Source organism: Achromobacter sp. F4_2707 (genome assembly GCF_047501535.1).
In the GTDB taxonomy this organism is placed as follows: Bacteria; Pseudomonadota; Gammaproteobacteria; order Burkholderiales; family Burkholderiaceae_B; genus Yanghanlia.
In genome coordinates this window covers 25,854-39,120 of the sequence record NZ_JAZDRJ010000017.1, presented here as the reverse complement: position 1 = coordinate 39,120, position 13,267 = coordinate 25,854, and the positions used below count along the sequence as shown (strand labels likewise).

Below are 13,267 nucleotides of genomic sequence, written 5' to 3'. Positions count from 1 at the left end.
TGATGGTGGCCGGATTGCTATTGACCAAAATGGTGCGATAGCCTTCCGCTTTCAGCGCCTTGCAGGCCTGCGCCCCGGAATAGTCGAACTCACAAGCCTGACCAATAATAATGGGGCCTGCACCGATTATGAGGATACTTTGTATATCTGTGCGCTTTGGCATATCAGGATTTATTTCTGCTCAGCCATCAGGCTGATGAATTTATCGAAGAGCACGACAATGTCATGCGGGCCCGGGCTGGCTTCCGGGTGCCCCTGGAAGCAGAACGCAGGTCTGTCGGTCAGCTCAAAGCCCTGCAGAGAGCCATCAACCAACGACACGTGGGTTACCTTAACGTTTTCAGGCAAAGACTCCGCATCGACGCTGAAACCGTGATTCTGGCTGGTAATAAAGACCCGCCCGCTTTCGACATCCTTGACCGGATGGTTGGCCCCATGGTGGCCTGTTTTCATCTTGACGGTGCGGCCCGCCAGGCTGAGGCCAAGAATCTGCTGCCCCAGGCAGATGCCAAATAAGGGAATCTTGCGTTCCAGAGCCACCCGCGCAGTTTCAATCGCGTACGTGCAAGGTTCGGGGTCGCCCGGCCCGTTCGATAAAAAGAGCCCGTCGGGCTCCAGCGCCAGAACATCCTCAACCTTGGTTTCTGCAGGAACCAGAGTAATGTGGCAACCACGGTCGGCAAGCAGGCGCAGAATATTCGACTTAATGCCGTAGTCGTAGGCGACAACATGGTATCGACCTTCGGCAGACTGCTTATAGCCCTGGCCCAATTGCCATGTGCCCTGCGTCCACTCGCGTTTATCCTCGACCGACACAATTCGCGCGAGATCCTGGCCTGACATGCCCGGAAATTCCCGCGCCAACTGCACAGCTCGTGCAGCGTCGTCGCCGACAAAGATGCAAGCCCCCTGCGCACCCTGGTCACGAATCATGCGCGTCAGCTTACGTGTATCGACACCTGCGATGGCCACCACCCCTTCCTCACGTAAATACTGAGGCAATGGCTTGGTGGAACGATAATTCGACACCTTTAGCGAACAATCACGCATCACCAGGCCGGCCGCATGTACCCGGTCGGACTCAACGTCTTCCGCGTTCGTACCGGTATTACCAATATGGGGATAAGTGAAGGTGATGATCTGGCCGTTATAGCTTGGGTCAGTCAGAATTTCCTGATAACCCGTCATGGCAGTATTAAAGACAATTTCAGCGACGCAATACCCTTCTGCGCCGACCGAAATTCCCTTAAAAATAGTACCGTCTGCCAGGGCAAGTATGGCTGAGGGTGTGGAATCACAACCCTCTGGAAGTAGTGACGGCAGCAGCAAGATAAACTCCGGTTAGACAGGAGACTCTGAACATCCCACCGCTCGAATTGCCCGGAATTTCCTGAAGGTCAATGTGCATACCTTCAAATTTTAACAGCAGAGAACGCCCCGCACGGCCGGTCAGGCTCAAGTTTTTTGCAACCCACAAAGACCGGCCCGAGAAATCACTTTCCCCCGGGCATACCAGGCACAGTACATATATTGGGAAGAGCCGCCACTTCGCTCCTCGCGCAGATGTAGTCACGTTTTGGGCACAAGAGCCCAAAAAGGAAAAGCCGCCCTGGTAAGAGAGCGGCTAATTTCTTGATTTCACTAGCGTTTTTTGGTGGGTCGTGCGCGACTCGAACGCGCGACCAACGGATTAAAAGTCCGCTGCTCTACCGACTGAGCTAACGACCCAAACCACGCTTAGCGAAGATTTCAATTATGACCGATATCGCTTCCGTTTGTCAAGCGCTTTTATTTAACGTGCCCGCGAAATTCGAACTTCAGCCCCCCGTCGCTTCACCTCAAGCCCCTCGGATGGCAGAATTTTCAAGCCTTCCAGGCCCTTAATGTAGCTGGAGCCCTGCATCTGCATGACGCGAATCTTGTTGCGCATAACCACCGGGCTATGTTCCGGCATGCCGAACATCCAGACTTCATCCAACGGACGGGCCGAGTTGAAGTCACCCGTGTGTAAACCGCCCGGCCCCAAGCAGAGCATCTGGCCCTCACGGCCGAATATCGGCAGCGTGTCCAGCCCGCACTCCACTTCCAGCACGGTTCCGCCCTCGTAGCGCCAGCCGGTGTTCATATCCCACCAGCCTTGACCCTCCGGCAGGTAAACGCGAGCCTTGGTACCGGGTTCCAACATGGGTGCGACCAACAAAGCTGGGCCAAACATGTACTGGGTGTCCCAAGCTTGGGCGACCGGGTCGGATGGGAAGCACAAGGCCATGGAACGCTGTACCGGCAGCCCTGTACGTACCGAGTCTTCGATAATGCCCAACACGTAGGGGATCAACCGATAACGCCACTGCAGCCAATGGCGCACCAGTTCTTGCGTGGCCTCGTCAAACGCGGAAGGCAGCAAGCCAGGCACACCCTGGAAGGAGAAGTTCGCCGACAGGACACAGTTGGCAAGCCAGCGTATGTAAAGCTCCGGCGTCATTTCGTCTAACGGGCGCAGGGCATTACCCAGGCGATGCGTTTGCACAGGCACGCCGCTGTCACCTAATGCCAGCGCGTTGCGCAAGCTGTGTGCCAGCCCGTCCCACGTATTGTCGCAACGTGGGCCTGCCTGCCAGGTGCTGCGCTGAACAGCGGGGAAAAGATCCGTACTGACCACCACACCCTCTTGCGGCGTGCGATGCCCTGCCACGGCGTCAAACAGCGCGCGCCGAGCCAGCAGGGGGTAGATGGTGCGCAGTACAGCGCCACACTCACCGCCGCGCGCCGTCACATCGTCAGGAATGTCAGTTTGCACATTGCAAACGGGTGATGCCAGCCCTTCATCAACGGCCTGTCGCTGACGCTCCACCCACAACTTGTAGACATCTTTGTTGGTCAGGTCGAGCAAGCCATAAGGCTGGCCGTTGGTAAATTCATTGCCGGGGAATACACATGCCGAACCGTCTTCATCGCGAATCAGCAGCCAGCCGCGGTCTTCCCACTCTTCGAACAACTCCGTGCCTTCCAGAACTGCGGGCAAGGTGGGGGCGGCCAATTGCACGTTGGCCGCTTGGAGCCGGGCGTGGAACTCGCGCTGGTCGTCGCCACAGCGGTTCGCATCCCATTCGAATACAGGCTTGTCGCTCTGGAAGCCGTACACAGCCGGCGTTGCGAGCTCCAATGTATCAACACTCCATTCATTGGCGCGGAAGTTTTCGATAATGGCCAGGGTTTCATCCAAGCTTGCGCCTGGTGCCTGCTCAAGCCAGACGCCCATAGGCGCCAGGCCCGGCTGGCCGGCCCTGCCGGTCAGAGCGGAATGTTGGTTGAGGATTTCGGTGGGTTCCCCTGCAAACAGGAAAAAATCCAGAACAGCATCATGCACAACATGCTGGCAGATGTCAGTATGGGTCGCCCCCAGGTCGTATTCAATGCGGCCCAGCGTGTTGACATACAGCCCCCAACCCCGCGTGCTCCACAACAAGGAAGCAGCGCGAGCCTCTGGGTCGTCCGACACGATGGTGCAGCCACGCCGATCGAGGTCGCCTGTGTTCTCACCCAGGCCGTGCAGATAGTCGTCTTCTTCAAGCTGCGTGGAAAGGCACCACAACGCTTCGTCATTGCGTTCGCCTTTTTGCAGGAAGTCGGCAGCGGCGCTGCGCCACACGCAGCTCTCACCCCGATACAGGGTGAAGCGCAGCGGTTCAAGCGCAATTTCCAGCACGACATCCCCCTGTTCCAGACGCCAGCCGTTTGCGCCCAGCACTGAGCTGGTGGCCAATTCGCCAACAGGTTCGTCTCGCGCCAGCAACATTTCGGCATGTGCTTTTTGGCGAGCAGTCGGTTTTTCTTCTCGTGTAGCTAGGATGTTGGAAGGTGCGCACCGAATACGGTAAACACCGGGTGCATGCGCTTCGACATGCAAAGCAAGCCCAGCGTCCGGAAAGGCGAATTCCGCCCGGACGGAATTTGCGTGGGTGAATTCCAGATGGGTCAAGGGGGTAACGTTATCTTGATCAGAGTCGTGCGGCACAGCGCAATCCTCGGGCCATGGCCCAATAAGCATTCAAAAGCCATTATTCTGACGGATTTGCGCTATAAAATAAAATCCGGCCTGTTTTAGGGTGTAAAAAGGCCCTGGAAAAACCGCTTACCACCCTTGCATAGGCGCTATAAAACAGCGCATAAGGCGTTTTTCTCTCATACCCACCCCAACCCCCACGCCACCCTAAACAAATGCAGCTCAGGCGCTCTAGCGCAGCCTGACGGCCCTTAGCAACTCTCTCTCAACCATCATTGGTTCATTATTCCACCGAGCGGCGATGATTTCACCCGCCAATGTCATCCAGCTCAGGCCCCGAGAACCATAAGCACAGGCCATCCACAGTGTCTCCTGTGTATCCACCGGCCCGATGATGGGTAAATGATCTCTCACCGCCATCCGCCATCCAGCCCAACCTTCCGGCTGCACGCGGGCAGCTAACAAAGCTTCTGGCGAAATCTCTAACAAGCCGGCCACCTTATGCGCCACTTCTTGAAAACCCGCAGCACTGAGCTCGCTCCTGGGTTGATCAAAAATGTAGGTGCTGCCACCCACGTGTACGCCCTTATCGGCAGGCAGCCAATACCCTGCCCCAGCCACAATGGCATGAACCGCTGGCAAGCCATCAGCACGAAAGTACGCGACTTGCCCGCCCATACGCTGCATTGCGTCGAGTTTGGCATAACCTGTCTCGCCCAGAACGTCCGGTAGCAAGGCAGGGGAATCCGCTGCCGCAGCAATCACCGCTCGTGGCGCTTGAGCGAGCACCGAACCGTCAGCGCCAAGCGCCTGCCAGCCGCCTGCGACAGGCCGCACGGACGCTACTCGCCCTACTCGCGTACGAATGCCATCATGCGCCAGCAGCGTCTCAACCAATAACGACGGCCTCACCAAAGCCCCTTGCGCCAGCCAGACCACCCCTTGCGACAAGGGCACACCGCAACGCTCAGCGGTTTCGCTCGCCTCGCACCAGCTCATCCACTCAGATGGAAATCGCCACTCATCAAGCGTGCGTTGCCACAGTGCTGCATCTTCAGGCGCGATACGCAGCAGTGAGCCGCACCCTTCGCTGACTCCAGCCAATCGTCGCCAACGCAGCTGCGACAAAAGAATGCCGGCGCGGCTTAATCGCGACATGAAGTTGTCATCCCGACTCAAAGCAGGCGTCATCGCCGCACAGCGATGCCCTGTATGGCTGCCGGCGGGGCCATTTTCGAACGACGGGTCAAGCACCGTGACGCCATGCCCTCTTAAGGCAAGCGAATGGGCCACGCCCGCTCCGGCCAAGCCTCCCCCCACCACGATGACATCGTCACACCGCCCAACAAGCGGCGTTCCCCCCAGCCCCGGCCTGAGCACCGCCCGGGACATCTGGCGCTTGCCGCCGAATCCGGGCTCGCGCGTCACGAGAAAGCCGGCTGCAGCCAGATCACGCCTTACCTGCCCCGCACTACACCAGGTCGCTGCTGTCGCGCCGGCATTCGCCATGCGCACCAACTGGCCAAACAGGGAGCGCGACCACATGGCCGGATTCTGGGCCGGAGAAAAACCATCCAGGAAGAAAGCGTCTACCTTGGCTTCTACTTGGCGAGCAAGATGTTCAATGCGGCCAAAAGCCAAGGTCAGACTCAGTCGCCCTCCTTCAAACTCAAGCCTGTGTATGCCAGGCAACAGAAGCGGCCACTCAGCCAGCAAGGCGTCAGCCATATCGCGCAGCACGCCTTTATGGCCCGCCAAGGCAACCGCCAGATCCTCGCGAGAAAAAGGATGCGCCTCGAAAGAAACCACATGCAGCCGCTGTGGACGCCCGGGGCAATCTCGCCATGCCTGCCACAACGCCAGGAAGTTGTTACCCAGACCGAAACCGGTTTCACAAACAGTGAAGCTTTCTTGCCCCACCCATCGCTCGGGTAGACCATTGCCCTGGATAAAGACATGACGCGCTTGAGCCATTGCGCCCGCACGCGCGTGGTAGACATCGCCATAACGGGCGCTGACCGGAATGCCGAGCGCGTCGAAATCCAACCGCCCCGGCTGCAGGGGTTCATGGCCCAATTTCATGAGTCAAGGACTCCGTCGGGCATGGCCATTGCCATGTCGCCCCGACATAGGGACACCAGCGGTGCCGTATGAGAAACCTGCTGCGCTTGCCCTTGAACTGAACGACGGGATCTAAGCATAGGCGCGTGATGAGAATGGACAATATCGGTCATATGGCTCACGTACAATGCAAGAGATCCTTTTGAGAGTGTGCGATGAACCAGGAACATATCATGCAGTCCTTACGCCTTCCCTTAAGTGAATGCCTTGATGCAGCGGTTACCGCGGCCCACGCGGCGGCGGCCATTCTACAGTCATACGCCAACAACCGAACCGAATTGGTTATTGACTCCAAAATGCGTAACGACCTGGTTTCCCAGGCTGACCGCGAGGCCGAACATGCCATTATCGACATTCTGCTAGAACGCACCCCGCAATTAGGCATCGTGGCAGAGGAAAGCGGCGGTAAGCCATCTGACATCGCCACTTGGTATATCGACCCTCTCGATGGCACAACCAACTTCTTGCATGGCATTCCCCACTATGCAGTATCCATCGGCCTGATTGCGCATGCAGGCGCCAAAATCAGCGGCCACGAACCTCTGGAACACGACACCCCTGTTATCGGCGTGGTGTATGACCCTAACCGTGAAGAGCTCTTCACTGCTTTGCACGGTGTGGGCGTCTGGCTCAATGGCCGCCGCATCCAGTGCTCACGTGCTGAAAAACTGGAAGACTCCGTCGTTGCCACGGGCTTCCCATTCCGCGATTTTTCCTTCGCCGACGAATACATGCCCACCTTGCACCACGCGATCAAGCACACTCGCGGCATCCGTCGCCAAGGTGCTGCGGCGCTGGATCTTGCGTGGGTGGCCTGCGGTCGCTACGATGCCTACTGGGAAATGGGGCTGGCTCCGTGGGACGTCGCTGCAGGCACCGTGCTCGTGCGTGAAGCGGGCGGTGTCTGCGAGGATATCTTCCACTCCGCCCCCTGGCCGATAGGCGGTTACCTGTATGCGGGCAATGCGCACACGGCCGCCGCGCTGGACGCCATGATCCAGCCCCACATGAAACCTCGCCAAAACGCTTAAAACAGGAGCGGCCCACCATGAATCTGGTTGAATCCATCGTCGGCTGGAAAGATGAAATCGCCCGTATCCGCCGCGACATCCACCAGCACCCGGAACTCGCCTATGAAGAAGTCCGCACCGCAGAGCTGGTGGCCAAGCTGCTCGAATCATGGGGCATTCCGGTGGTTCGCGAGTTGGGAGTGACAGGCGTAGTGGGGTCGATAGAAGGCCGCACAAACAACGGCCGCGCCATTGGCTTGCGCGCCGATATGGACGCACTGCCCATGCAGGAACTCAACACGTTTGAACATGCCAGCCGCCATGAAGGCAAAATGCATGCGTGCGGGCACGATGGTCACACAGCCATGCTGCTGGCTGCGGCCAAGCATCTGGCGCACAGCCGTGACTTCGAAGGCACAGTCCATGTCATTTTTCAGCCCGCCGAGGAAGGCCATGGCGGCGCCCAAGCCATGATAGAGGACGGCCTGTTCGAGCGCTTTCCCATGGACGCCGTATTCGGCCTGCACAACTGGCCCGGCATGGAAGCCGGCAGTTTCGGCGTAAAAGCCGGCCCCATCATGGCTTCCAGCAACACCTTCAGCATACTCGTAGAAGGCCGGGGCGCCCATGGTGCCATGCCCAATCTTGGCGCCGACCCTGTCATTGCTGCAGTGCAGATCGTGCAAAGTCTGCAGACCATTATTTCCCGCAACTGCGACCCGCTCGACCCGGCTGTGCTCAGCGTTACCCAAGTGCATGCAGGCTCTGCGGACAACGTCATCCCCACCGATGCCGTTATTCGCGGCACAGTGCGCACATTTTCCGACGCCACGCTTGATCTCATCGAAGCGCGCATGCAAGCGGTATGTGAGCAAACCGCTGCTGCCCTTGATTGCAAGGCTACGCTCGACTTCCAACGCAAATACCCACCCACCATCAACACCGCAGCCGAAGCCGAGTTCTGCGCTAAGGTCATGGAGGGAATCGTCGGCGCGCAGCGGGTGCAACGCAATATCACGCCTTCCATGGGCGCCGAAGACTTTGCTTTCATGCTGCAGCACAAACCGGGCTGCTACGTGTGGATAGGCAATGGGGACGGCGCACATCGCTCAGCGGGCCATGGCATGGGGCCTTGCACGCTGCACAACGGTTCATACGACTTCAACGACGAGCTCATCCCACTTGGCGGCACTTACTGGGTCGAACTGGCCCGGCAATGGCTGGCCGACCCCTCACACAGCACAAACCCCGCAAACCGGTAAAATGCTGAAGCCGCCGCTTGCCGGCCCCCGCTGCATGGCCACCCGCCAGCAGCCACGGCAAACGTGCGGCAAGCCCGTGGCAAACCTGGGCGCCACACAACGCGGAGCCGCTACGTGAGCACAGAAAACAGTCTCCTTCCCCCAAAAGACAGGCAGCCTGTACTGCGCGTCATCCCCATGCCCAAAGATGCCAACCTCCACGGCGACGTCTTTGGCGGGTGGATTATGGCGCAGGTTGACCTTGCCGGTTCTGTTGCTGCTGCTCGCCGTGCAGGAGGGCGTATCGCAACCATTGCGGTCAACGCCTTCTTGTTCAAGCAACCTGTGTTCGTTGGCGATTTACTCAGCTTCTACGCTGAAATCGTCAAAGTGGGGCGCACCTCCATCACCGTGCTGGTCGAGGTCTATGCCGAGCGCAATCGCCTGGAAACTGAAGTGGTCAAAGTCACTGAAGCCACACTGACTTACGTAGCCACTGACGAAAATCGCCGCAGCCGTCCGCTGCCCCCCTGCTGACATTCGGAAAGTTTCATGGTGGATCAGAAACAAGATCTCTCTCAGCCGGTCACCATTCCGCGCCGTCTGGACCCGGAAGACGCCCAGCAGGCCTTGCAGGAGCTGCAGAGCATCCTCAAACGCCAAGAGGTCGTAGAAGCACTCGCTCGCAGACAGTACGAAGAAGACGACCGCTCCAACCTGCTGGAAGGCCTGTTGCACCGGCAGCACGAGAACGAGATCCGAGCCATTATCAACGATCTCCACCCGTCTGACATCGCCTTCATTCTGGAATCCCTGCCGGTACAGGAACGGCAGGTGGTCTGGCAACTGGTCAGCACCGAGCACGACGCCGACGTGCTGCTTGAAGTCGAAGATTGGGCCAGGGAATCGCTGATCGAATCCATGGACCATGAAGAGCTCGTGGCCGCTACCGAGCTCATGGATGCCGATGAGATCGCCGATCTCGCCCCCGACCTCCCTCCCGATGTTGTGGCCGAAGTCCAGAAAGGTTTGACCGACCGCGAGCGTGCCCAGCTACTTGAAGCCATGGGCTACCCGGAAGGCACGGTGGGCGCCATTATGGATTTCGAAATGGTGCGCGTGCGCGAGGACGTCACCCTGGAAGTTGTGTTGCGCTATCTGCGCCGGCTGCAAGAGCTTCCCGACCACACCGACCAAATCTTCATCGTTGACCGTAGCGACAGGCTACGCGGTACGCTGCCAGTCAGTGTGTTACTGGTCAAGGAGCCGGAATCCCTGGTGTCGGAAACCATGCAGACGGAATACCTCAGCCTCAATCCATTAGATTCCGACGCCGATGCCGCCGGGGCCTTTGAGCGCTACGACTTGGTTTCCGCACCCGTCACTGACGACCTTGGCCGCCTCATCGGCCGGGTGACCATTGACGAAGTCGTTGACGTGATCCAGGAAGATTCCCAGGAACAGGAACTGTCCCGCGCCGGTCTGCAGGAAGAAGACATCTTCGCGCCCGTAAAAGCCGCAATCCGCAACCGGACGCCCTGGTTGATGATCAATCTCATGACCGCAGCCACCGCATCGCTGGTCGCTTCGCGCTTTGAGCACACCGTCAGTGAAATCGTCATTCTGGCATTCCTGATGTCCATCGTCGCCGGCATCGGCGGCAACTCCGGCAACCAGACCATGACCATGGTCATCCGCGCGATGGCCGTCGGCCGTGTAACCGGCGCCAGTGTCTGGCAGTTGGTGCGCCGCGAAATCCAGGTCACCTTCCTGGTAGGCGCCTGTGGCAGCTTGGTGGCCGCCATCTTCGCCTGGATTTTCTCGGGTTCACTGCCCGTCGCCTTAGTGATGATGGCCGCCATCATCGGCAATATGCTGGTCGGCGCCATACTGGGCGTGCTAATTCCCATGCTACGCGTGCGCTTCGGCAAAGACCCGGCCGTCGGCTCCTCCGTCCTGCTCACCTTCGCCACCGATTCTCTGGGCTTCTTCATCTTCCTGAGCCTGGCCACCCTCTTCCTGCTCTAGCCCTCGCTCTGAGACGCCGGGCCAGGGCACAAAAAGAAAGCGGCTCCAATGGAGCCGCTTCAAAACAATACCAGGATCAACCCAACACCAGCCTAAGCCAGCTTCCCATGGCAGTGCTTATACTTCTTGCCACTGCCGCATGGGCATGGCTCATTACGCCCCACCCGCGGCACCTCACCGCCCGGAGCTGCTGCTGTTTCATCCAGACCGGGATCCTCGCCACTGAGTGCGGCATCGTAGTCGGAATGGTGATAGCGCACATTGATGGGCGGCTCCTGTTCCTTGGGCTGCTCAACCTGCTCAGGCGTCTGCACGCGTACCGTCATCAGCACCCGCACGACATCATTGCGCACCCGATCCAGCATGTCTGAGAACAGCACAAAGGCCTCGCGCTTGTATTCTTGCTTCGGGTCACGCTGCGCATAGCCACGCAAGTGTATGCCTTGGCGCAGGTGATCCAGTGCCTGCAGGTGATTGCGCCAGTTGGTGTCAATAGCCTGCAGAAACACCGAACGCTCAAACGGCGCCCAGGCTTCACGACTGACTTGTTCCACCTTGGCGTCGTACAGGCGTTTGGCCTCGGCCATTACCCGCTCAAGCAGGTCGTCATCAGTAAGGTCGGGCTCCTGCTCAAGGGTTTCGGTCAGAGACATGGGGATTGCCCAGTCTGCTTCCAGTGCCGCCTGCAAACCAGCGACGTCCCACTGCTCCTCGACGGAATTTTCAGGAATATAGTTGCGGAACTGCTCAACAATCGTCGCACGGATCAGCCCGACTATCGTCTCACCGACATCGGTGGATTCCAGTACTTCATTACGCTGAGCGTAGAGCACTTTGCGCTGGTCGTTCGAAACGTCGTCGTACTCAAGCAACTGCTTGCGGATGTCGAAGTTGCGTGCCTCAACCTTGCGTTGCGCCGACTCAATCGAGCGTGACACCATACGCGCCTCGATGGGCTCGCCTTCCGGCAGACGCAGCCGCTCCATGATGGCTCGCACGCGGTCGCCTGCGAAAATGCGCATCAGGGGGTCTTCAAGCGACAGGTAGAAGCGCGAAGAGCCTGGGTCGCCTTGCCGGCCGGCCCGGCCACGCAGCTGATTATCAATGCGGCGCGACTCATGGCGTTCGGTGCCGATAATGCGCAGCCCACCGGCCTTTTTCACTGCCTCGTTGGCCGGTGCCCATTCGGCGCGTATGCGCTCAATGCGGCCCGCTTTCTCTTCTTCAGGAATGGAGTCGTCATTGCGCACGATGTCGATCATTTTCTCGACACTGCCGCCCAACACAATATCGGTACCCCGGCCCGCCATATTGGTAGCGATCGTGATGTGTCCGGGCTTACCCGCTTCGGCGACGATTTCCGCCTCGCGCGCGTGCTGCTTGGCATTCAGAACTTCATGAGGCAATTTGTGCTGCTTCAACAAAGCCGATATGCGCTCGGAGTTCTCGATACTGGTGGTACCGACCAGCACGGGCTGCCCACGCGCATGGCAATCGCGGATATCTTCCAGAATCGCGTTGAATTTTTCGTTGTCCGTCTTGTAGACCTGATCGTTCTGGTCGACGCGCACCATGGGCCGGTTGGTCGGCACCAGCACGGTTTCCAGGTTGTAAATCTGCTGGAACTCGTAGGCTTCGGTATCTGCTGTACCCGTCATACCCGCCAGCTTCTCGTACATGCGGAAGTAATTCTGGAAAGTAATGGAAGCCAGCGTTTGGTTTTCGTGCTGAATCTGCACCCCTTCCTTGGCCTCGACGGCCTGGTGCAGGCCATCAGACCAGCGGCGCCCCGCCATCAGGCGACCGGTGAACTCGTCAACAATGACGACTTCGCCGTTCTGCACCACATACTGCTGGTCGCGGAAGAACAGATTGTGTGCGCGCAAGGCCACCATCAGGTGGTGCACCAGCGTGATATTGCGCGGTTCGTATAGAGAATCGCCTTCAGCAAGCAGGCCGTGTTTGGCAAGGAGTTCTTCTGCCTTGATGTGTCCGGCTTCTGAAATATGTACCTGCTGGCCTTTTTCGTCGACCCAGAAGTCACCTTCCGGTTCAGGCTCTTGAGGCTTGGGCTCGCTTGCCATGCGCTGCAGCAGCGGCGCAATTTCATTCATGCGCTTGTAAAGCTCGGTGTTGTCTTCCGCCTGCCCGGAAATGATCAAAGGCGTACGCGCCTCGTCGATCAGAATGGAGTCGACCTCGTCGACAATGGCGAAAGCCAGGCCACGCTGGCGGCGGTCTTCAGCGCGATACTCCATGTTGTCGCGCAGGTAATCAAAGCCGAATTCGTTGTTGGTACCGTAGGTGATATCTGCCTGATAAGCGGCGATTTTTTCGGCATTATCTTGTTGCGGCACCACAATACCTACGGACAGGCCGAGGAAATTGTAGAGTTTGCCCATCCATTCAGCATCACGCCGTGCCAGGTAATCGTTGACCGTCACAACGTGTACGCCCTTGCCGGGCAGCGCATTCAGGTACACAGGCAATGTAGCGGTAAGCGTCTTGCCTTCGCCCGTACGCATTTCAGCGATCTTGCCATTGTGCAAAGCGATGCCGCCTAACATCTGCACATCGAAGTGTCGCATGCCGAACACTCGTTTGCTGGCCTCGCGCACTACGGCGAACGCCTCGGGCAGCAAGCTATCAAGCGTCTTGCCCTGTTCCAGTTGCTGGCGGAACTCAGCCGTCTTGGCCTGGAGCTGTTCATCGCTCAATTGCTCAAGTTGGGGTTCCAGCGCGTTGATTTGCGAAACCTGACGACGATACTGCTTCAGTATGCGATCGTTACGACTTCCGAAAAGCGTTTTTAACAGGGATACCATTCTTGTGCCGTCGTTTGCCCGCAAGGCTGCTGCCTTGCA

The 13,267-nt window shown here is 58.5% G+C and carries 8 protein-coding genes and 1 tRNA gene; 4 read left to right on the top strand and 5 right to left on the bottom strand.

Going from position 1 to position 13,267, the window contains the following annotated elements; genetic code table 11:
- Positions 1 to 171 precede the first annotated feature (171 nt).
- The 4 genes from carA to mnmD all read right to left on the bottom strand — a co-directional run bounded on the left by carA (position 172) and on the right by mnmD (position 6,085).
- Positions 172 to 1,326 carry a glutamine-hydrolyzing carbamoyl-phosphate synthase small subunit gene (gene carA, locus VRY85_RS14500; RefSeq protein ID WP_414599318.1) on the bottom strand — a complete coding sequence of 385 codons (1,155 nt, stop codon included), beginning with the start codon at positions 1,324 to 1,326 and terminating at the stop codon, positions 172 to 174.
- A 326-nt stretch (positions 1,327 to 1,652) separates the two neighbouring features.
- Positions 1,653 to 1,728, bottom strand: a tRNA-Lys gene (locus tag VRY85_RS14495).
- 64 nt (positions 1,729 to 1,792) lie between these two features.
- Positions 1,793 to 4,015 carry a glycoside hydrolase family 31 protein gene (locus VRY85_RS14490; protein WP_414599317.1) on the bottom strand — a complete coding sequence of 741 codons (2,223 nt, stop codon included), beginning with the start codon at positions 4,013 to 4,015 and terminating at the stop codon, positions 1,793 to 1,795.
- A gap of 219 nt (positions 4,016 to 4,234) precedes the next feature.
- Positions 4,235 to 6,085, bottom strand: coding sequence for a tRNA (5-methylaminomethyl-2-thiouridine)(34)-methyltransferase MnmD (mnmD, locus tag VRY85_RS14485; protein WP_414599315.1), 1,851 nt, complete (start codon positions 6,083 to 6,085; stop codon positions 4,235 to 4,237).
- A gap of 212 nt (positions 6,086 to 6,297) precedes the next feature.
- Between mnmD and VRY85_RS14480 the strand changes: the two genes are divergently transcribed.
- The 4 genes from VRY85_RS14480 (at position 6,298) to mgtE (ending at position 10,403) form a co-directional block, all read left to right on the top strand.
- Positions 6,298 to 7,155 (top strand): inositol monophosphatase family protein, encoded by an 858-nt coding sequence (locus VRY85_RS14480; RefSeq protein WP_414599314.1) that lies wholly within the window; start codon positions 6,298 to 6,300, stop codon positions 7,153 to 7,155.
- A 17-nt stretch (positions 7,156 to 7,172) separates the two neighbouring features.
- The gene (locus tag VRY85_RS14475; protein WP_414599313.1) at positions 7,173 to 8,396 is read left to right on the top strand and encodes a M20 aminoacylase family protein; all 1,224 of its coding nucleotides are present in this window, start codon (positions 7,173 to 7,175) and stop codon (positions 8,394 to 8,396) included.
- A 177-nt stretch (positions 8,397 to 8,573) separates the two neighbouring features.
- Positions 8,574 to 8,912 carry an acyl-CoA thioesterase gene (locus VRY85_RS14470; protein ID WP_414599316.1) on the top strand — a complete coding sequence of 113 codons (339 nt, stop codon included), beginning with the start codon at positions 8,574 to 8,576 and terminating at the stop codon, positions 8,910 to 8,912.
- Between the two features lie 15 nt (positions 8,913 to 8,927).
- On the top strand, positions 8,928 to 10,403 hold the full coding sequence (mgtE, locus tag VRY85_RS14465; RefSeq protein ID WP_414599312.1) for a magnesium transporter: 1,476 nt from the start codon (positions 8,928 to 8,930) through the stop codon (positions 10,401 to 10,403).
- A gap of 92 nt (positions 10,404 to 10,495) precedes the next feature.
- On the opposite strand, the gene secA is transcribed toward mgtE, so the two are convergent.
- Entirely contained in the window at positions 10,496 to 13,228 is a 2,733-nt protein-coding gene (gene secA / locus VRY85_RS14460) for a preprotein translocase subunit SecA (protein WP_414599311.1), read from the bottom strand.
- Positions 13,229 to 13,267 lie beyond the last annotated feature (39 nt).

Excerpts from the sequence above, each read along its gene's own strand:
- VRY85_RS14470 (WP_414599316.1), top strand. The coding sequence starts at position 8,574 with ATGCCCAAAGATGCCAACCTCCACGGCGACGTCTTTGGCGGGTGGATT.
- secA (WP_414599311.1), bottom strand. The coding sequence starts at position 13,228 with ATGGTATCCCTGTTAAAAACGCTTTTCGGAAGTCGTAACGATCGCATA.
- VRY85_RS14480 (WP_414599314.1), top strand. The coding sequence starts at position 6,298 with ATGCAGTCCTTACGCCTTCCCTTAAGTGAATGCCTTGATGCAGCGGTT.
- mgtE (WP_414599312.1), top strand. The coding sequence starts at position 8,928 with ATGGTGGATCAGAAACAAGATCTCTCTCAGCCGGTCACCATTCCGCGC.
- VRY85_RS14475 (WP_414599313.1), top strand. The coding sequence starts at position 7,173 with ATGAATCTGGTTGAATCCATCGTCGGCTGGAAAGATGAAATCGCCCGT.
- mnmD (WP_414599315.1), bottom strand. The coding sequence starts at position 6,085 with ATGAAATTGGGCCATGAACCCCTGCAGCCGGGGCGGTTGGATTTCGAC.